At 59.4% G+C, this 19,586-nt stretch carries 15 protein-coding genes; 10 read left to right on the forward strand and 5 right to left on the reverse strand.

Annotated features, from left to right (window positions below):
* Positions 1-29 precede the first annotated feature (29 nt).
* From bamA to accA, 9 genes are all read left to right on the forward strand, one after another.
* Positions 30-2,561 (forward strand): outer membrane protein assembly factor BamA, encoded by a 2,532-nt coding sequence (gene bamA, locus G5533_RS09110; protein ID WP_204385182.1) that lies wholly within the window; start codon positions 30-32, stop codon positions 2,559-2,561.
* Positions 2,562-2,710: 149 nt separating this feature from the next.
* Entirely contained in the window at positions 2,711-3,223 is a 513-nt protein-coding gene (locus G5533_RS09115) for an OmpH family outer membrane protein (protein WP_005338563.1), read from the forward strand.
* A gap of 3 nt (positions 3,224-3,226) precedes the next feature.
* Positions 3,227-4,246: a UDP-3-O-(3-hydroxymyristoyl)glucosamine N-acyltransferase gene (lpxD, locus tag G5533_RS09120; RefSeq protein WP_100654847.1), complete on the forward strand. Its 1,020-nt coding sequence runs from the start codon at positions 3,227-3,229 to the stop codon at positions 4,244-4,246.
* A gap of 24 nt (positions 4,247-4,270) precedes the next feature.
* Entirely contained in the window at positions 4,271-4,732 is a 462-nt protein-coding gene (gene fabZ, locus G5533_RS09125) for a 3-hydroxyacyl-ACP dehydratase FabZ (RefSeq protein ID WP_184155768.1), read from the forward strand.
* A 5-nt stretch (positions 4,733-4,737) separates the two neighbouring features.
* Positions 4,738-5,529, forward strand: a complete 792-nt coding sequence (gene lpxA, locus G5533_RS09130) for an acyl-ACP--UDP-N-acetylglucosamine O-acyltransferase (protein WP_005338557.1) — start codon at positions 4,738-4,740, stop codon at positions 5,527-5,529.
* Complete coding sequence (gene lpxB, locus G5533_RS09135; protein WP_227341174.1) at positions 5,522-6,661, forward strand: lipid-A-disaccharide synthase; 1,140 nt, start codon at positions 5,522-5,524, stop codon at positions 6,659-6,661. Before lpxA ends, lpxB begins: the two co-directional genes overlap by 8 nt.
* A gap of 119 nt (positions 6,662-6,780) precedes the next feature.
* The gene (gene rnhB / locus G5533_RS09140; protein ID WP_227341172.1) at positions 6,781-7,371 is read left to right on the forward strand and encodes a ribonuclease HII; all 591 of its coding nucleotides are present in this window, start codon (positions 6,781-6,783) and stop codon (positions 7,369-7,371) included.
* Between the two features lie 38 nt (positions 7,372-7,409).
* On the forward strand, positions 7,410-10,889 hold the full coding sequence (dnaE, locus tag G5533_RS09145) for a DNA polymerase III subunit alpha (RefSeq protein ID WP_236356388.1): 3,480 nt from the start codon (positions 7,410-7,412) through the stop codon (positions 10,887-10,889).
* Between the two features lie 15 nt (positions 10,890-10,904).
* Positions 10,905-11,855 carry an acetyl-CoA carboxylase carboxyl transferase subunit alpha gene (accA, locus tag G5533_RS09150; protein WP_005338549.1) on the forward strand — a complete coding sequence of 317 codons (951 nt, stop codon included), beginning with the start codon at positions 10,905-10,907 and terminating at the stop codon, positions 11,853-11,855.
* Positions 11,856-12,144: 289 nt separating this feature from the next.
* Here accA and G5533_RS09155 read toward each other — a convergent pair whose 3' ends face one another.
* Together G5533_RS09155 and tal are read right to left on the reverse strand one after the other, a co-directional pair.
* Positions 12,145-12,327, reverse strand: coding sequence for a DUF3545 family protein (locus G5533_RS09155; protein ID WP_005338547.1), 183 nt, complete (start codon positions 12,325-12,327; stop codon positions 12,145-12,147).
* A 160-nt stretch (positions 12,328-12,487) separates the two neighbouring features.
* A complete protein-coding gene (tal, locus tag G5533_RS09160; protein WP_005343804.1) occupies positions 12,488-13,438 on the reverse strand; it encodes a transaldolase in 951 nt (316 codons plus the stop codon).
* 701 nt (positions 13,439-14,139) lie between these two features.
* On the opposite strand from tal, the gene G5533_RS09165 reads away from it, so the two are divergent.
* Entirely contained in the window at positions 14,140-15,570 is a 1,431-nt protein-coding gene (locus tag G5533_RS09165) for an alanine/glycine:cation symporter family protein (protein ID WP_201937296.1), read from the forward strand.
* Positions 15,571-15,632: 62 nt separating this feature from the next.
* Here the strand turns inward: G5533_RS09165 and G5533_RS09170 are convergent, their stop codons facing one another.
* The 3 genes from G5533_RS09170 to G5533_RS09180 are packed head-to-tail and all read right to left on the reverse strand — an operon-like array spanning position 15,633 to position 19,550.
* Positions 15,633-17,648: a transglutaminase family protein gene (locus G5533_RS09170; protein WP_441254710.1), complete on the reverse strand. Its 2,016-nt coding sequence runs from the start codon at positions 17,646-17,648 to the stop codon at positions 15,633-15,635.
* Positions 17,635-18,630, reverse strand: coding sequence for a DUF58 domain-containing protein (locus G5533_RS09175; RefSeq protein ID WP_376901510.1), 996 nt, complete (start codon positions 18,628-18,630; stop codon positions 17,635-17,637). The genes G5533_RS09170 and G5533_RS09175 overlap by 14 nt, the downstream gene beginning before the upstream one ends.
* Positions 18,630-19,550, reverse strand: coding sequence for an AAA family ATPase (locus tag G5533_RS09180; RefSeq protein WP_201937293.1), 921 nt, complete (start codon positions 19,548-19,550; stop codon positions 18,630-18,632). Before G5533_RS09180 ends, G5533_RS09175 begins: the two co-directional genes overlap by 1 nt.
* Positions 19,551-19,586: the final 36 nt, after the last annotated feature.

Here is a 19,586-nt window from a genome sequence, read left to right on the forward strand (position 1 = left end):
GAGCATCAACAAGGACACATAAGAACAAAATGGCTGTTAAAAAAGCATTGGTGTTGAGTTGCCTGCTGGGTGCCAGTTTCCTGGCCCAGGCGGCCCCTGCCTCTTTTGTGGTGCAAGATATCCAGGTCGAAGGTCTGCAACGGGTGACCCTGGGTGCCGCACTGTTGAACCTGCCGATCCGGGTCGGTGATACCGTCGACTCCGTGGCTCTGGCCAGCGCCATCAAAAAGCTCTATGCCTCGGGTAACTTCGAGGATGTGAAGGTTTACCGTGACGGCCAGGTGCTGCAGGTGATGGTCAAGGAGCGTCCGACCATCTCCAGCATCGAGTTTGCTGGCAACAAGGATATCAAAGAGGAGCAACTGACCCAGAGTCTGGAGTCCTCCGGTATCCGTGTGGGCGATCCGCTGGATCGCACCGTGCTCACTTCCCTCGAGAAGGGACTGGAAGATTTCTACTATGGCGTGGGTAAATACTCCGCCAAGGTCAAGGCGATCGTCACCCCGTTGCCGCGCAACCGGGTCGACCTCAAGTTCACCTTCGTGGAAGGTGAAGCGGCCAAGATCCAGCAGATCAACATCGTCGGCAACAGCGTCTTCCCTGAAGAGAAGCTGATTGCCCAACTCTCCCTGCGCGACGAAGTGCCCTGGTGGAACTTTACCGCCGACCAGCGCTATCAGAAGCAAAAACTGGCCGGTGATATCGAGACCCTACGCTCCTACTACATGGATCGCGGCTATATCCGCTTCCAGCAGGAGTCTACCCAGGTCTCCATGACCCCCGACAAGAAGGGCGTCTATGTCACCCTCAACATCAAGGAAGGGGATCAGTACAAGGTCTCCGGTGTCCAGCTCAAGGGTGACCTGATCGATCGCGGTGGCGAGATGAAGGGATTGATCCCGATTGCTGCCGGCAGCACCTACTCTGCCAGTCAGGTGACTCATACCGAAGAGGTGCTCTCCAAGTTCCTCGGCCGTTACGGCTACGCCTATCCGAAAGTGGTCACCTTCCCGCAGATCAATGACAAAACCAAGGAAGTGGAGCTGATCGTCAACGTTGAGCCGGGCCCCCGTGTCTATGTGCGCAATATCAACTTCAGCGGTAACGCCACCACCGAAGATCAGGTGCTGCGTCGCGAGATGCGCCAAATGGAGGGCACCTGGCTCTCCTCCGACAACATCGAGCAGTCCAAGAGCCGTCTCAACCGTCTCGGTTATTTCGAGAGTGTAGAAGTGGACACCAAGCGGGTGCCGGGCAATGATGACCTGGTTGACCTCGACTTCAAGGTCAAGGAGCAGCCAGCAGGCTCCATCAACGCCGGTATCGGTTACGGCACCGAATCGGGTCTGAGCCTGCAGGCGGGGATCTCCCAGGACAACTTTATGGGTACCGGTAAAAAGGTCTCCATCAACGCCAGCACCAACGACTACTCCAAGAACGTCGATCTGAGCTACAACGACCCCTACTTTACCGTGGATGGTGTCAGCCTGGGTGGTCGGGTCTACTACAACCAGTTCCGCGCCGATGATGCCGATATCGTTGATTACGAGAATGAAACCATCGGTTTCCGTCTCTCCAGCGGCTTCCCGGTCAATGAGTTCAACCGTCTCGACTTCAGTACCGGTATCGAGAGCACCAAGCTGAGCCGTCCGTCATTCAATGCCCAGAACTATCAGGAGTGTCTGAAGGACAATCCGGATACTGATGGCAATACCTACTGCTGGGATCAGTGGAATGATAACCGCCAGTCGGTACAGATGGATCAGTTCTGGAATGCTTACTCACAGGATGGTTCCAACCTCGATTTCGTGACCGTTGATGTCACCGCTGGCTGGACCCGCTCTACCCTGAACAAGGGGATGTTCCCGACTTCTGGCGATCGTCAGCGTATCAACGCCAAGGTGACCGTACCGGGCATGGAGCTGCAGTACTACAAGCTCTCAGCCGAGGATGCCCACTACTTCCCGCTCGATGCGGATCACAGCTGGGTAATGATCGGCAAGGGTCGTGTCTCCTACGGTAACGGCTATGGCGATGACTCCATGCTGCCGTTCTTCGAGAACTACTATGCGGGTGGTTTCGATACGGTGCGTGGCTTCAAGAGCAACACCATTGGTCCCAAGGCGATCTACAAGACCTACAACAAGCCGGGTGCTGGCAGTTGCACGGGTTCTCAGCCGTGTGAAACTGGTTACTACGAAGGTTCCGACACCTCGGTGGGGGGCAACGCTCTGGCCGTCGCTTCACTGGAGCTGGTCTTCCCGACCCCGTTCGTCTCCGAGACCTATCGTCCGCAGATCCGTTCCACCGTCTTTATGGACGCAGGTACCGTCTGGAGCACCGATTTTGCCAACGGAGCATATCCTTGCGCCGCCGGTTCTGATTGCAACTATCTGAGCCAGGACTACTCCAACCCGGGCAATATCCGGGTCTCTGCCGGTGTCTCCCTGCAGTGGCTCTCGCCGATGGGGCCGCTGGTGTTCGCCTTGGCCAAGCCGATCAAGAAATATGAAGGGGATCGCACCGAGTTCTTCTCCTTCAACATCGGTCGTACTTTCTAAGCAGAGTTTCGCCCCCACCCATGCGGTGGGGGTCTTCAATGATGGGACGCGCGGTATGCGTGCCTCACCAGGTAACAAGACGGTCCTAACGCCGCTTGCATAATCGGGTAAATCAGGTAGCCCTCGCCATGAGGGAACAAGGAGTAAGTGTGAATAAAGCGTTGAAAGTAGCTGGTTTGAGCTTTGCACTGATGGCTGCCGGCATGGGTTCTGCCTTCGCTGAGACCAAGATCGCCGTGGTCGACATGGGCGAAGTCTTCCAAAAGCTGCCCCAGCGTGAAGCCGTTGCAGCCAAGCTGAAAGGTGAATTCGAGCCGCGCATGCGTGAGCTGCAGAAGCTGGAACAGGAAGGCCAGAAGCTGGTCGAGAAGTTCCGCAAGGATGAAGCCTTCATGAGCGCCGAGCAGAAGAAGCAGAACCAGGAGAAGCTGGCCAAGCTGCAGATGGAGTTCAACCAGAAGCGTCAAGCCTTTGAGCAGGACAACGGTCGCCGTCAGTCCGAAGAGCGCAACAAGATCCTGACCAAGGTGCAGGCTGCCATCGATTCCATCGCCAAGAGCAATGGTTACGATCTGGTGCTGGAGCGCAATGCCGCCCCGTATGCCGCCAGCAAGCTGGACATCTCCGGCCAGGTTATTTCTCAGGTAAGCAAGAGCAACTAATTGATGGCATTCACTCTCGCACAGCTGGCCCAGCAACTGGGGGCCCAGGTCCATGGCGACGGAACCCTGGAAATCCGCAAGGTAGCGACACTGGAAAAGGCCGGGGAGGGGGATATCACCTTCCTGTCCAACAAGAAGTACCGGCACTATCTGGAGCAGAGCAAGGCGACCGCCGTGCTCATTACAGAAGCGGATCTGCCATTTTGTCCCACCAATGCCCTGGTGCTCAAAGACCCCTATGTGGGCTTTGCCCGGGTAGCCCAACTGCTGGACACTACCCCGCAGCCGGCCACGGATATTCATCCGAGTGCCGTTATCGCGGCTGACGTGCAACTGGGCGAGAGAGTGGCCATCGGCGCCAATGCAGTGATCGAATCCGGCGTGGTGCTGGATGACGATGTCCGCATTGGCCCGGGCTGTTTCGTTGGCAAGAACACCCGGCTGGGAGCCCGCTCCCGGCTGTGGGCCAACGTCACCCTCTATCACAATGTGACCATGGGTACCGACTGTCTGGTTCAATCCGGCACAGTGATCGGCGCCGATGGTTTCGGTTATGCCAACGAGCGTGGCGAGTGGATCAAGATCCCCCAGCTCGGCGGTGTGACCATTGGCAACCGGGTCGAGATCGGTGCCTGTACCACCATTGACCGCGGTGCGCTGGAAGATACCCGCATCGCTGACAACGTCATCATCGACAACCAGTGCCAGATCGCCCACAACGTGGAGATCGGTTACGGCACCGCCGTGGCGGGCTCCACCGTGATGGCTGGTAGTCTCAAGGTCGGCAAATACTGTATCATTGGCGGCGCTTCCGTCTTTAACGGGCATATGGAGATCTGCGACCAGGCCACCGTTACCGGTATGGCCATGGTGATGCGACCCATTACCGAGCCCGGTGTCTACTCTTCCGGCATCCCTCTGCAAACCAATAAAGAGTGGCGCAAGACCGCCGCCCGGGTGATGCGTATCGAAGAGATGCACAAGCGGTTAAGCAAGCTTGAGAAGAAGCTGGATCAAGAATAATCACGATTGGTATAGGGTACTGTTTTGACTACTGAAAAGAAGAGCCTGGGTATCCAGGAAATCATGGATCTGCTGCCCCACCGTTATCCGTTCCTGATGGTGGATCGGGTGGAAAACTACGAGATCAGCGATGAGCGCAAAACCCTGCGCGCTATCAAGAACGTCTCGTTCAACGAGCCGATCTTCCAGGGGCACTTCCCGGCCAAGCCGGTGTTCCCAGGGGTACTGATCCTGGAAGCGATGGCACAGGCCACCGGTATCCTGGCCTTTACCATGGTGGGAAAACCGTCTCCCAACGAACTCTACTATTTTGCCTCAATCGACAACGCTCGCTTCAAGCGTCCGGTCGGCCCCGGTGACCAACTGGTGCTGGACGTGGAGTTCCTGAAAGAGCGTCGCGGTATTGCCAAGTTCACCGGTGTCGCCACCGTCGACGGTGAAGTGGTCTGTACCGCCGAGCTGATGTGCGCCAAACGCGAGGTTTAACACACGTGATCGACCAGACTGCCATCATTCACGATACTGCCATCGTCCATGAGTCTGCCGTGATCGGTAAAGGGGTTGAAATCGGCCCCTTTTCTGTCATCGGCGCCGAGGTGGAAATCGGTGACAACACCTGGGTAGGTTCCCATGTGGTGATCAAGGGCCCGACCAAGATTGGTCGCGGCAACAAGATCTTCCAGCACACCTCCATCGGTGAGGATTGCCAGGACAAGAAGTACGCCGGTGAGCGCACCTTCCTTGAGATTGGCGACAACAACGTCATTCGCGAGAACTGCACCTTCCACCGTGGCACCATTCAGGATCAGAGCCTGACCAAGGTGGGCAGCGGCAACCTGTTCATGGTCAACGTTCATGTTGCCCACGACTGCATCATCGGTGACAACTGCATCTTCGCCAACAACGCGACCCTGGCGGGCCACGTGGTGATCGGTGACTTCGTGATCTTTGGGGGTCTCTCCGCCATTCATCAGTTTGGCCGCGTCGGTTCCCACGCCTTCGTCGGTGGCTGCGCCGCCCTGAACAAGGATGTGCCGCCCTACGTGATGGCCGCCGGCAACTACGCCAAGCCGTTCGGGGTCAACTCCGAAGGTCTGCGTCGCCGCGGTTTCAGCGCCGAGGCCATCTCTGCCGTCAAGCGTGCCTACAAAGAGATCTTCCGTTCCGGCAAGACCATCGAAGAGGTGCTGCCGGTGCTGATCGAGATGGCGCAAGCCGAACCGGCCGTCCAGCTCTATGTGGACTTCCTCAAAGATAACGAGCGCGGGATCATCCGTGCCTGATCCGGTTCGTATCGGTATCGTCGCCGGAGAGGTCTCCGGCGACATTCTGGCTGCCGGTCTGGTGCGCGAGCTGCAAGCCCGCTACCCGGATGCGCAGTTCGAAGGGATCGCCGGGCCGCGCATGCAGGCCCTCGGCGTCAAGGCCCTGTTCGAGATGGAAGAGCTCTCCGTCATGGGGATCACCGAGGTGCTTGGCCGTCTGCCGCGTATTCTCAAGGTCCGTCGCGAACTGCTGCGCCACTTTATTGCCAATCCGCCCGATATCTTCATCGGCGTGGATGCACCGGATTTCAATATCGGAGTGGAGCTGAAACTGCGCCGCGCCGGTATCAAGACGGTTCACTATGTCAGCCCCTCTGTGTGGGCATGGCGCCAGAACCGCATTCACAAGATCAAGGCCGCTACCGACATGGTGCTCGCCTTCCTGCCGTTCGAGAAAGCCTTCTACGACCGCTTCGACGCCCCTTGCCGTTTTGTCGGTCACACCATGGCGGACGATATTCCGTTGGTGCCGGATCAGGCTGCCGTGCGTCGCAATCTCGGTATCGATGCCAATCGCCGCTGGCTGGCGGTGCTGCCGGGCAGCCGCACCGCAGAAGTGGGCTTTATGTCCCCCCTGTTTCTCGAGGCGTGCAAACACCTGACGGTGCGCTATCCGGATCTCGGCTTCATTGTGCCGCTGGTCAACCAGAAACGGCGCGAGCAGTTTATGACCATCAAGGCCGAGGTAGCGCCGGGTCTCGACATGGTGCTGCTGGAAGGGCAGGGCCGCGAGGCGATGATCGCCGCCGACGTGGTGATGCTGGCCTCCGGTACCGCGGCGCTCGAAGCCATGCTGGTGAAAAAGCCGATGGTGGTGGGTTACAAGCTCAAGTCCTTCAGCTATTGGCTGGCCCAGCGTCTGGTAAAGACCGAATTTGTCTCTCTGCCCAACCTGCTCGCCGGTCGCATGCTGGTGCCGGAACTGATCCAGCACGAGTGCACCCCGGAGAATCTGGTGGAAGAGGTGAGCAAGTACTTCGAGCACGACAACAGTGCGCTGGTCAACACCTTCACCGAGCTGCACCAGCTGATCCGCTGCAATGCCGACTCGCAGGCTGCCGATGCGGTGGCGGATCTGCTCGGCAGATAACGCTATTTCGGACCGTCGATTGCGCCGAGCAGCCCGTTAATCCGTTTTCCGAGCGGTGATGCCGCGCCAGTCGACCCCTGTCAGGCCCCACGGGGCCTGTTTTGATTCAAGGCTACAAGATGATGATCGATATTCCTGACGACAAGCTGGTTGCCGGTGTGGACGAAGTGGGTCGTGGCCCCCTGGTGGGCGACGTGGTCACCGCTGCGGTCATTCTCGATCCCGCCAATCCGATTGTCGGACTGGCTGACTCCAAGAAGCTCTCCGAGAAGAAACGGCTGGCGCTATTTGACGAGATCAAAGAGAAAGCGCTCGCCTGGGCTATCGGTCGCGCCACTCCGGAAGAGATCGACGAGCTCAACATCCTGCATGCCACCATGCTGGCGATGCAGCGCGCCGTAGCAGGGCTGAAGGTGACACCCGAGCTGGTCTTTATCGATGGCAACCGCTGCCCGGCATTGCCGATGGAATCGCGCGCCGTGGTCAAGGGTGATAGCCTGGTGGCCGCCATCAGTGCCGCTTCGATCCTTGCCAAGGTAACCCGCGATGCGGAGATGACCGAGCTGGACAGCCGTCATCCCGAGTATGGTTTTGCCCGCCACAAGGGGTATCCGACTGCTGAGCACCTCGCCATTCTGGCAGAGCGCGGCCCGCTGCCCGAATATCGCAAGAGCTTCAAACCGGTGCGCCGCGCACTGGGGATCGAGTAGACCATGCCATTTAGTTTGAGCAGCGAGAGGAGATGACGATGGCTGAACCCCGTTTTATCCACCTGCGAGTCCACTCCGACTTCTCCATGGTCGATGGCCTGCAGAAGATCAACCCCATCGTCGGGGCGGCTGCGGCCAACAACATGCCGGCGCTGGCGCTGACCGATCAGATGAACATGTGTGGCCTGGTGCGCTTCTATGGCGCGGCCCACGGCAAGGGGATCAAGCCCATTGTCGGTGCCGACTTTTGGGTGCAGAGCGATGAGCTCGGCGACGAGCAGTTCCGTCTCACCCTGCTGGCCATGGATAACGACGGCTACCAGAACATCACCTTGCTTATTTCCCGCGGTTACCAGCGCGGCCATGTGCAGGGGCGGCCGGTTATCGACAAGAGCTGGCTCGCCGAGCATGCCAAGGGGGTGATCGTCCTCTCCGGCGGCCGCGAGGGGGATGTGGGCAAGTTCCTGCTCAAGGGCAACCGGCAGATGACCGAGCAGTGTGTCGCCTTCTATCAGACCCACTTCCCCGATGCCTACTATCTCGAACTGCTGCGCACCGGTCGACCCGACGAAGAGGTCTATCTGCACATGGCGGTGGCCATCGCTACCGAGTTCGAGCTGCCAGTGGTCGCCACCAACGAGGTGGTGTTCCTTAACGCCGATGACTTCGATGCACACGAGATCCGGGTTGCCATCCACGATGGCTATACCCTGATGGACAAACGCCGTCCCCGTCGCTACAGCCCCCAGCAGTACCTGCGCAGTCAGGAGGAGATGGCGGAGCTGTTTGCCGATATCCCCGAAGCGCTGGAAAACACAGTGGAGATCGCCAAGCGCTGCAACGTGACGGTGCGTCTTGGCGAGTACTTCCTGCCCAACTTCCCGACCGGCGACATGACCACCGAAGATTTTCTGGTGGCCAAATCGAAAGAGGGTCTGGAGGAGCGTCTCGAGTTCCTGTTCCCGGATCCGGCGGTGCGGGCCGAGCGTCGTCCCGAGTATGACGAGCGTCTCGATGTTGAGCTGAAAGTGATCAACCAGATGGGCTTCCCGGGTTACTTCCTCATCGTGATGGAGTTTATCCAGTGGTCCAAGGACAACGGCATCCCCGTTGGCCCGGGCCGGGGCTCGGGTGCGGGCTCTCTGGTGGCCTACGCCCTCAAGATCACTGACCTCGACCCGCTGGAATTTGACCTGCTGTTCGAACGTTTCCTGAACCCCGAGCGGGTATCCATGCCCGACTTCGACGTCGACTTCTGCATGGACAGGCGCGATGAAGTGATCGAGCACGTTTCAGATATGTATGGTCGGGAGGCGGTCTCCCAGATCATCACCTTCGGCAGCATGGCGGCCAAGGCGGTGGTGCGGGATGTGGGCCGGGTGCTGGGCCACGCCTACGGCTTTGTGGATCGTATCTCCAAGCTGATCCCGCCGGATCCGGGCATGACGCTTGCCAAGGCATTCGAGGCTGAGCCCAAGCTGCCCGAGCTCTACGAACAGGATGAGGAGGTCAAAGACCTCATCGACATGGCTCGCCGCCTGGAAGGGGTGGTGCGCAACGCCGGTAAACACGCCGGTGGCGTGGTGATCGCACCCACCAAGATCACCGACTTTGCGCCGCTCTACTGCGATGACGAAGGCCATCACCCGGTCACCCAGTTCGACAAGAACGACGTGGAGTACGCCGGGCTGGTGAAGTTCGACTTCCTGGGTCTGCGGACCCTCACCATCATCGACTGGGCGCTCGGCATGATAAACCCGCGTCTTGCCAAAGAGGGCAAGCCGCCGGTCGACATCGCCGCCATCCCCATCGATGACAAGAAGTCGTTTGACCTGCTGCAGCGTTACGAGACCACGGCAGTATTCCAGCTGGAATCCCGCGGCATGAAGGATCTCATCAAGCGGCTGCGCCCCGACTGCTTCGAAGACATGATCGCACTGGTGGCCCTGTTCCGACCGGGCCCGCTCCAGTCAGGCATGGTGGATAACTTCATCGACCGCAAACACGGTAATGAAGCGATCTCCTATCCGGACGAGAAGTGGCAGCACGAGAGCCTGAAACCGATTCTGGAACCGACCTACGGCATCATCCTCTACCAAGAGCAGGTGATGCAGATCGCCCAGACCTTGGCGGGCTATACGCTGGGTGGCGCGGACATGCTGCGCCGTGCCATGGGTAAGAAAAAGCCCGAGGAGATGGCCAAGCAGCGGGCTGGTTTCGAGGAGGGCGCCGTCAAGAATGGCGTCGACGGTGAACTGGCGATGAAGATCTTCGATCTGGTGGAGAAGTTTGCGGGCTACGGCTTTAACAAATCCCACTCCGCCGCCTATGCGCTGGTCTCCTACCAGACCCTCTGGCTCAAGACCCACTTCCCGGCCGAGTTCATGGCGGCGGTCATGACCGCCGATATGGACAACACCGACAAGATCGTGACCCTGGTGGATGAGTGCCAGCGGATGGGGCTCACCGTGATCCCGCCGGATGTGAACACTGGTCGCTATCGCTTCTCGGTCAACGAAGATGGCCATATCGTCTACGGGATCGGGGCGGTGAAAGGGGTCGGTGAAGGCCCCATCGATGCGATCTTGAGCGCCCGGGATCAGGACGGCCCGTTCCGCGATCTGTTCGACTTCTGCAACCGGGTCGATATCAAGAAGCTCAACAAGCGGGTGATGGAGAAGCTGATCCTCTCCGGCGCCATGGATCGGCTCGGCCCCCACCGCGCCGCCCTGATGGCAACGCTGGAGGAGGCGATGCGTGCCGCCGAGCAGCACGCCAAGGCGCAGGCGGTGGGGCAGGTCGACATGTTCGGCGTGCTCACCGAAGAGATTGACGACGTCAAGAAGGCGTTTGCCAACGTGCCGCACTGGCCTGACAAGGTGTGGCTGGAAGGGGAGCGCGAGACCCTCGGGCTCTATCTCACCGGTCACCCCATCAACCAGTACAGCAGCGAATTGCGTCGTTATACCTCGGGTCGCCTGTGCGATCTGCATCCCACTTCACGCGATACCGTAACCACGGCGGCGGGGCTGGTGATTGCGGCCCGCAGCATGGTGACCAAGCGTGGCAACAAGATGGGGATCTTCACCCTGGACGACCGTTCCGGTCGCCTCGATGTGACCCTGTTCAGTGAAGCGCTGGAAAAATATGAAGAATTGATGCAAAAAGACCGCATTTTGGTGGTTTCTGGACAGGTCAGCTTTGATGACTTCTCCGGTGGCCTTAAAATGTCGGCTCGAGAATTACTGGATATCAACGATGCGAGGGAGCGTTTTGCCAGAGCAATCCGCATCTCCCTCGATGAACAGCGGATTGATGATCGCTTTTTCCCGCGTTTGTGCGAGATTTTGGAGCCCGCCCGTGCCGGAGTCTGTCCGGTTCAGGTAAACTATCGTCGCCCCGGCTCCCGGGTGCGATTGACGCTCGGTACCGAGTGGCGGGTGACGCCCACCGATCAACTGATAGATGACTTGCGAGTCCTGCTTGGACGAGAGCGGGTTGAATTGGTTTTTGATTAGAGGTTCTAAGGCCCTATGAGTCTTTTTCTGGATTTTGAACAGCCGATTGCCGAGTTGCAGGCGCAGATTGATGAACTCAAACATGTGAGTGAAGGCAATCACGCCGTGGATCTGAAAGACGAGATCCGCCGGCTGGAGAAGAAAAACGAAGAGCTGACCAAGAAGATCTTCGGTGATCTGGGTGCCTGGCAGGTATCCCAGATGGCGCGTCATCCCCAGCGCCCCTACACCTTTGACTATATCGAGCATATCTTCACCGATTTCGACGAGTTGGCTGGCGATCGCGCCTATGCCGACGACAAGGCCATCGTCGGCGGCATCGCCCGTCTCGACGGTGAGCCTGTGATGGTGATTGGTCACCAGAAGGGTCGCGAGACCAAAGAGAAGATCAAGCGCAACTTCGGCATGCCGCGTCCGGAAGGATACCGCAAGGCCCTGCGTCTGATGGAGATGGCCGAGCGCTTCAAGATGCCGATCATCACCTTTATCGACACCCCGGGCGCTTACCCCGGCGTCGGTGCCGAAGAGCGTGGCCAGTCCGAAGCGATTGCCCGCAACCTGAAAGTGATGGCCGGTCTGACCGTGCCGGTGGTCTGCACCGTGATCGGTGAGGGTGGCTCCGGTGGCGCGTTGGCAATCGGTGTGGGTGACCGCGTCAACATGCTGCAGTACTCCACCTACTCCGTCATCTCGCCGGAAGGGTGTGCCTCCATCCTGTGGAAGAGCGCAGACAAGGCTTCTGTGGCTGCCGAAGCGATGGGTATCACTGCCCAGCGTCTGAAAGAGCTCAAGCTGATCGACCACGTGATCGACGAGCCCCTCGGTGGTGCCCACCGCGATGTGGAGAAGATGGCCAAAAACCTCAAGGCTCGCATCAAGCAGGATCTGGACGCCCTGCGTCCGCTCGATACCGAGCAGCTGCTGGAGCAGCGCTACCAGCGTCTGCTGGGCTACGGCTACTGCTAAGAGCAGCCGTCTGCCCCGAGTATTCAGGCCCCCGTCAGCGACGGGGGCTTTTTATTGCTGATGACTTGTCTTGCGGTGATTGCCCCAATGCGCCCTGAAACGGCACAGCTCAGTCTTCGCGGGTGAGGGGCAGGGTTGGTATGCCACGCTGTTGGTGAGGGCTGTCAGGGACTGCGGCAACGCGTTGTCTGTCGCCTGCCCGTGGCATGACATGCCGCTTGATCATCCGATAGCGGCATAAAAAAGCGCCCCGGCTATGCGGAGCGCTTTTACAGGTGTCTTGGCGGTATTACAGTTCAATCTCGTCTGTAAGACCTTCATAGGCGATATCGATGGATTGCAGCTCCTTCTGCAGGCGATGTTTGTCTTTCAACGCCTCGATTTCACGCCATTTACGTTTTTTTCCCGTTGTCCCGCGGCTACGCGAACCGAGTTCAACCACCTCGTCATAATCGAAGTTGAACATTTCCATGGCTCCCTCCTTGGTTTTTATCGTTTTCACCACCCGTATAACATAACGAATCTGAAATTAAAACGTTTTCGTGACGACTCTATGACAGCGCTAAAAAAGCCCATGAAAAAAAACCGGGCCCCTTGGTAGGGGCCCGGTTTTTATCAGAAAAAAGAACCGATTACAGGCGGCTTGCCAACATGGTTTCCAGCTTGCCCTGGTCGATGGCAAACATGCGGATGCCTTCGCCCAGCTTCTCGTGAGCCATGGCATCCTGGTTCAGTTCCCAGCGGAATTCGGCTTCGGTCATCGGGGTCGGTTTGGCCTTGCGCTCACCGGTGTAGTCCAGTTTGCGTACCACGGCGCCTTCGCTCTTGCTCAGCTCTTCCAGCAGGGCCGGGCCAATGGTCAGGCGGTCGCAACCGGCCAGTTCCAGGATCTCGCCGGTGTTGCGGAAGCTGGCGCCCATCACGACGGTCGGGTAGTCGTGCTGCTTGTAGTAGTTGTAGATGGAGGTAACGGAGACCACGCCCGGATCTTCGCTGGCGGTGTAATCACGGCCATTTTTGGCCTTGTACCAGTCGAGGATGCGACCCACGAACGGGGAGATCAGGAAGGCACCGGCTTCGGCACAGGCACGGGCCTGGGCGAAGGAGAACAGCAGGGTCAGGTTGCACTGGATACCCTCTTTCTCCAGAACCTCGGCGGCACGGATCCCTTCCCAGGTGGAGGCCAGCTTGATCAGAATGCGGTCGTTGCTGATGCCCGCTTCGTTGTAAAGACGGATCAGCTTGCGGGCCTTGGCGATGCTGGCTTCGGTATCGAAGGAGAGACGGGCATCCACTTCGGTAGAGATGCGCCCCGGAACGATCTTCAGCACTTCCAGACCGATGTTGACGGCCAGCTTGTCGCCCGCGTCTATGATTTGCTGTGCCTTGTCCTGGCTCTGGGCTTTGGCCCACTTGATGGCGTCTTCGATCAGCGGAGCGTACTCGGGGATCTCGGAGGCCTTCAGAACCAGAGAGGGGTTGGTGGTGGCATCGATGGGCTGATAGCGTTTGATGGCTTCGATATCACCGGTGTCGGCAACAACAGTGGTCAGGGCTTTCAGCTGGGTTAATTTATCGGCCATAGCGAATATCATCTCTTAATGAGGGAGTAATCCCTGGGTTGCGGGCTTGAGACGGTGGTTCTGAAATAAAATTACAGGATCTTGGTGCCTCATGCTCAGAAAAGCGCGATGGGGGCGGCCCATCGTCATTGCCTGCCTAATTAATACTGATGTGCTGCATCCTGCAATAGGGGCGCTTGGTTGTTAAACATTCAGGCTGCTGAGTTATCCCGTTTTATGGCTTGAAACTATATGATTAGTAAGGTTTTTTACATTTCATTCCGACCTCGCTCCGGTTTGCTTTCAGCTGAACTTTTTTAGCCAATATCCATATTTGTGTCGTCGATCACATAAATTATCTCGCTACGTACTTGAAATTTAATTACAGAGAAAACGTTTGGCGAAATGTCTCCGTTTGAAAGCCATTTCATGCAAGCGTTTGCGTTTTCGCATAGCTCATCAGGGATATATCAAAAAGGTTCTCTTATGGGGCTTAATGGTGGCCTGTCTGATTGAATTATTGAGTTTGTTGAAAGTTTGCGATTTAAATGGAGCTTTATGGGCTTTTACCGTTCGTTTTTTGTGTCTCGCGTGACCGGGATCACTATTCCGGGCTCTCCCGCTGTGCTAGATTCCGCCCCTTTAGCGAAACGCTAATTAAACGACAGACAGAAAACGGTCAGCGCAGACTGACCATGGATGTGAATAACAACGAGAGAATTATGGACACCTTGATTGCGATGCTAAACGACCTGATGTGGGGAGCCGTGCTCATCTACCTGCTCATTGGGGTCGGTATCTTTTTCACCTTCCGCCTGGGTTTTATCCAGATCCGTCACTTTGGCCACATGTTTTCCGTGCTGAAAAACAGCCGTAAATCGGACAATGCAGGCATCTCCTCCTTCCAGGCCCTCTGTACCAGCCTTGCCGCCCGTGTCGGCACCGGCAACTTGGCCGGTGTGGCTGTCGCCATCTATCTGGGTGGCCCCGGCGCCATCTTCTGGATGTGGCTGATTGCCTTTATCGGCATGGCGACCGCCTTCGTCGAAAGCACCCTGGCCCAGCTCTACAAGGTCAAGGATGAGGATGGCAACTACCGTGGTGGCCCGGCCTACTACATGGAGAAAGGCCTTGGCATGCGCTGGATGGGGGTGGTGTTTTCGCTCTGCCTGATCCTGGCATTTGGTCTGGTGTTCAACGCGGTGCAGGCCAACTCCATCAGTCTGGCGATGAAGGTGGCGTTTGGTATTCCTGACTGGGTCAGCGGTCTGGCGCTGGTGGTGCTCTCCGGCCTGATTATCTTCGGCGGCATTCGTGGTATCGCCCGTTTTGCCGAGCTGGTGGTGCCCTTTATGGCGCTGGCCTACATCCTGCTGGCGCTGGTGATCGTGGCGATGAACATCACCGAGTTGCCCCATGTCTTCATGCTGATCATCAAGTCCGCCTTCGGGATTGAGCAGGCTGGCTCGGGTGCGCTCGGTTATGCCATCTCCCAGGCGATGATCAACGGTATCAAGCGTGGTCTCTTCTCCAACGAAGCGGGCATGGGCTCTGCGCCCAACGCTGCAGCGACTGCCACTCCCTATCCGCCGCACCCGGCCTCCCAGGGTTATGTGCAGATGCTGGGGGTCTTTATGGATACCATCGTCATCTGCAGCTGTACCGCCGCCATCATCCTGATGTCAGGTCAGTTTGAGCCGGGCTCCGGCGTGACCGGTGTCGAGCTGACCCAGCGGGCGCTCTCTTCCCAGATTGGCAGCGGTGGCAACATCTTTATCGCGGCGGCCATCTTCTTCTTCGCCTTCACCTCTATCGTGGCGAACTACTCCTATGCCGAAACGAATCTGGTGTTCCTCGAGCACAACCACAAGGGCGGCCTGATGCTGTTCCGGATGTTTGTGCTGGGCATGGTGATGTTCGGCTCTGTGGGCGAGTTGCCGACCGTCTGGGCAATGGCTGATGTCTCCATGGGGTTGATGGCCATCGTCAACCTGGTGGCGATCCTGCTGCTCTCCGGCGTCGCCATCAAGCTGGCCAAGGATTACAACGACCAGCTCAGGCTGGGCAAGGTGCCCACCTTTGATGCCAACAAGTACCCCGAGATCCGCTCCCAGCTGGAAGAGGGGATCTGGGACAATCCGACCAAAAAATAACAAGCGGTGAGTCAAACCTCTTGATTAAAACCTGAAGGGGGAGCCGGTGGCTCCCCCTTCTTTTATGAGCCGCTCTTCGGCGGCTGATCCCAGCGCTGGGCGAGCTGTCTGATACGCCGTTGCAACTGGCGCCAGCAGCGCCCTTGTTGCCGGTCGTTGAGGAGGGCATAACGCCAGCGGCGATAGAGCCACGCACTCTTTAGCAGGGGATGGGCAAGGTCGGGGCGCAGCCGCGCCAGCCGCTCGCACCATGCTCCCATGCTCTCGGCAGGCTCTGGGGAATAGCCGCTGCGTTTGCCCCGTTTGAGCAGGGGTTGCCAGATGCGCCGCTCTGGCGGCAGACGGGCGGGCAACAGCAGGGGCAAGCTCACCAGCAGGGCGACCAGCATCAGGCTGGCGAGGATCAACCAGGGAGTGTATCCCGCCAGTGCAGGCCAGCGCAGACCGATTTGCTGCCAGAGCTGGCCCGCATCGTAACCAATCACCCAGCGACTCCACTGGTAGTCGATATTGTTGCCCCACCAGCGCAGCTGATTGAGCAGGGCCCAGTTGCGATAACGCTGCAGAGCGAGAGGGTCGGCGGCGGTAAACGCGTCGCTCAGCGCCTCCCTCACGCCGCCTTCAATGCGCTCCGGTGCCACTGCCGCAGTGGGGTCGATTCGCCGCCATGTTCCTCCTTCATCGAGATACTCCACCCAGGCGTGAGCATCGAACTGGTGTACCGCCAGATAGTTGCCTCTGGGATTCCACTCACCGCCGAGATAACCGGTGACCAGCCGTGCCGGAATACCGGCGGCGCGCAGCACGAAAGCGGTCGCCATGGCGTAGTGGCCGCAAAAGCCGCGCCGAGTATCGAACAGGAACTCATCCACCCCGTCACCGCCAAGTCGTGGCGGTGTCAGGGTGTAGTAATAGGATTGGCTGCGAAACTGCGCTAGCAGGGCGGCGACCAGCTCTGCGCGATCCGGATAGCGCACAGCCAGCACTTGGCCATGGACGCGCGCTCTCGGGTTGCCTCCGGCTGGCAGTTGCAGGTTGCGCTGAGCGGCTTGGCTATCATTCTCTGGCTGCGCTTCGCCGCGGCCAATGCGATAGCGGATTGCCACCTCGCCGCTCCCCTGCCGATAGAGGGTGTGAATGGGGGTGAGCAGCACTGGTCCAGTCAGAATAGTCGGTTCACTTTGGGCAAAGGCCCAGCGGTGGCGCTGGGGCTCGGCGATCACCTCGTAGCTCCCGGCGGGTAATGGACTATCTGCCAGCTGATTGCTTGCCCGTGAAGATGATGCCAGAAGGGTCAGCCCGGTCTGCACCGGCACTGTCTGCTGCCATGCTTTGACCTCGGGGCTCAGCAACCAGCGCTGACCATCGAAAACTTCTTGGCGCATCACCGGAAAATAGCGCTCGCGGACAGGGGGCGGGCCATCGGCAAAGCTGACCCGAAACGCCAGTTCCGAGGAGTTGACCAGTTCGCTGATATCGCCGGGGGCCAGCTCTTCCGAGAGGCCGGACAGGGCACGGCTGGTGGTGGGCATCTGCCAGAGGGGCGGCAGCCTTGGCAGTAGTATAAACAGGGTGATAAGCAAGGGCAGCGCCAGCAGCAGGGCGCTCCCCGCACTGCGCCAAGGCCGTTTCTGCTCGGGGACGACGGCGGTCACCAGCGCGGTCACTGCCAGCCAGAGTGCCACTGCCATCCCGGCTGTCCAGCCGATGCTTTGGCGTTGTACCAGCGCCAGCGCGATGAGGAAGAAGGCGAGCAGCAGCACCTGCTCGATATCCCGCTCGCGCCGTACCTCGATCATCTTGAGGCTATAGCCGAGCCAGAGCAGATTGATCAGGGCGGGCAGGGTGCCCAATTTGCGCCACTGCAACCCCAGCAACACCACGGTTGTGATGGCCAGCAGCGCCAACCAGCGGGCAGGCAGGGGCGGCAAGCCGCGCCACAGCATCATGGCCCGGACGCCGAGAGTGATGGCGCCCACTGCCACTACCCAGAGTTGCAACTGGGGCCAGAGCGCCGCGACCAGCAGCAGCTGTTGCAGGGCGATGAGTGGCAGCAGGCGGCGGTTATCGAGCAGCATCTGGCGTGATCTTCGGTGGTGTTGCATCGAATTGGGCCAGTGCCAGCAGGCAGCGCTGCACAAAGGCGGCGCCGCTATCGGGCCCCAGCGTCTGGTTTGCCAGTGTCAGGGTAAAGGGGATGCCCCGCTTGCCGTAATCGGCGCACCACCAGGCCAGCACCGCCAGCCGCTGCTCCAGATCCCCGCCCGCGACCCGCTGCAAGGTGAGGTGAGTCTCATCCTGCTGCGGTTCATGGAACTGCTTGGTCAGCAGGCCGCGCCCTTGGGCAAGTTGCTTCCAAGCGACCCGGCTCAGTGGTTCACCGGCCTGATGTGTCCGCAGAGAGTCAAAGTCACCGAGAGTGGCCGGAGCGGGCTGGCCCTGATGCCCCTCGCTTTCGGTCGCATGTTCCCCTCTTAGCGCCCCGAACGCCGGTTTGGGGGCGAGCCAGCCCTCCAACTGCAAGTCCAGCAGGGACCAGCAGCGAAACAGACCGAGGGGGTAGCGGCTCTCGACCCGCAATCGGCCAAGGGGCAGTGGCCCACGGCGCGAGCCCGATACTGGCAGGATAACTGTGCTGGGCACAGCGTCGGCCTGTGCCAGCCAGAGGGTGCCTTCGTTGAGGCTAAACCGGAGCGCCTGCACCGGGCGAGGGCTCTGCACCAAGATACGGATAGGTAGCTGGCTACCCGCTTCCCCCAGTACCAGCTGGCCACCCAGCAGTTCCAGCCCCAACAGGTTGCGGTGGGTAAGCCACATGGCGGCCATAAACAGGCTGCCGAGGCAGTAGGCCACCAGCAGTACCAGATTGTTCTGGTAGTTGGTGCCGAGCAGATAGATGACGAGCAGCACCAGCAGATAGAGCAGCCCCATGCGGGTGGGGAGGATAAAGAGGCTGCGGGTAGCCAGCGTGATCTGGCGGGCCGGGGGAATGCGGCGATCGAGCCAGCGTCGCTGCCAGCGGGCTCGCCACTGCTGCCAACGGTTTAGCAATTTGCTCATCAGGGATTGTCCGGATCGACCCTGGCCAGCAATCGCTGGCTCAGGGGACAGGCTTCGCCGTGCTGTACGCCAAAGCTGCCCCGCAGCCGATGCTCGGCCACATAGGGGAAGACCGCCTGCACATCCTCTACCGTGACAAAGCGCCGCCCCGCAACCAGCGCCCAGGTCCGGCTCACCGCCAGCAAGGTCTGGGCTGCTCGGGGGGAGAGGGGCTGTGGCAGATCCCCATCAAAGCGGCTCTGGTGCACCAGCGCCAGCAGGTAATCGAGGGTGGCATCGGAAACATGGATGGCATCCCCTTCGCTTTGCAAGGTGGCGAGTCCGGCGGCATCCAGCATGGCGGGCAAAGGGCCAGTCGGCTGGTGGCCGCGCAGTAGCTGGCGCTCCGCTTCTCGCGGCGGAAAACCCAGCGAGAGTCGCACGGCGAATCGGTCGAGTTGGGACTCCGGCAGTGGATAGGTGCCCGCCTGATCCGCCGGATTCTGGGTGGCGATGACGAAAAACGGATCGGGGAGTGGGTGCGTGTGGCCCTCGATGCTCACCTTGCCTTCGGCCATCGCCTCCAGCAGGGCGCTCTGTACTTTGGGGCTGGCGCGGTTGATCTCGTCCGCCAGTAGAACCTGGGTGAAGATGGGGCCGGGGTGAAAGCGAAATGTTTGTTGCTGGGGGTCAAAAATCTGAAGCCCCAGCAGGTCGGCGGGGAGCAGATCGGCGGTGAACTGCATCCGCCTGCATGCCAGCCCCAGCACCTGCGCCAGGGCGTGGGCCAGGGTGGTTTTGCCCATGCCGGGCAGATCTTCGATCAGCAGATGACCGCGCGCCAGCAGGGTCACCAGCGCGATTTTCAGCTGTAGCGGCTTGCCCAGAATGACTTGCTCCAGTGTCCCCAGTACGGTCGTGATCTGTTCTTGTGATCTCACCTGCGCCTCCGTTTCTTTCCTTGGCCCCAACAGCTT

Source organism: Aeromonas sp. A600620, assembly GCF_029479985.1.
Taxonomy (GTDB): domain Bacteria; phylum Pseudomonadota; class Gammaproteobacteria; order Enterobacterales; family Aeromonadaceae; genus Aeromonas; species Aeromonas veronii_A.

Coding starts and splice junctions, on each gene's coding strand:
- lpxD (WP_100654847.1), top strand. CDS start 3,227: ATGGCATTCACTCTCGCACAGCTGGCCCAGCAACTGGGGGCCCAGGTC.
- dnaE (WP_236356388.1), top strand. CDS start 7,410: ATGGCTGAACCCCGTTTTATCCACCTGCGAGTCCACTCCGACTTCTCC.
- accA (WP_005338549.1), top strand. CDS start 10,905: ATGAGTCTTTTTCTGGATTTTGAACAGCCGATTGCCGAGTTGCAGGCG.
- rnhB (WP_227341172.1), top strand. CDS start 6,781: ATGATGATCGATATTCCTGACGACAAGCTGGTTGCCGGTGTGGACGAA.
- G5533_RS09170 (WP_441254710.1), bottom strand. CDS start 17,648: ATGCTGCTCGATAACCGCCGCCTGCTGCCACTCATCGCCCTGCAACAG.
- tal (WP_005343804.1), bottom strand. CDS start 13,438: ATGGCCGATAAATTAACCCAGCTGAAAGCCCTGACCACTGTTGTTGCC.
- bamA (WP_204385182.1), top strand. CDS start 30: ATGGCTGTTAAAAAAGCATTGGTGTTGAGTTGCCTGCTGGGTGCCAGT.
- G5533_RS09155 (WP_005338547.1), bottom strand. CDS start 12,327: ATGGAAATGTTCAACTTCGATTATGACGAGGTGGTTGAACTCGGTTCG.
- G5533_RS09165 (WP_201937296.1), top strand. CDS start 14,140: ATGGACACCTTGATTGCGATGCTAAACGACCTGATGTGGGGAGCCGTG.
- G5533_RS09175 (WP_376901510.1), bottom strand. CDS start 18,630: ATGAGCAAATTGCTAAACCGTTGGCAGCAGTGGCGAGCCCGCTGGCAG.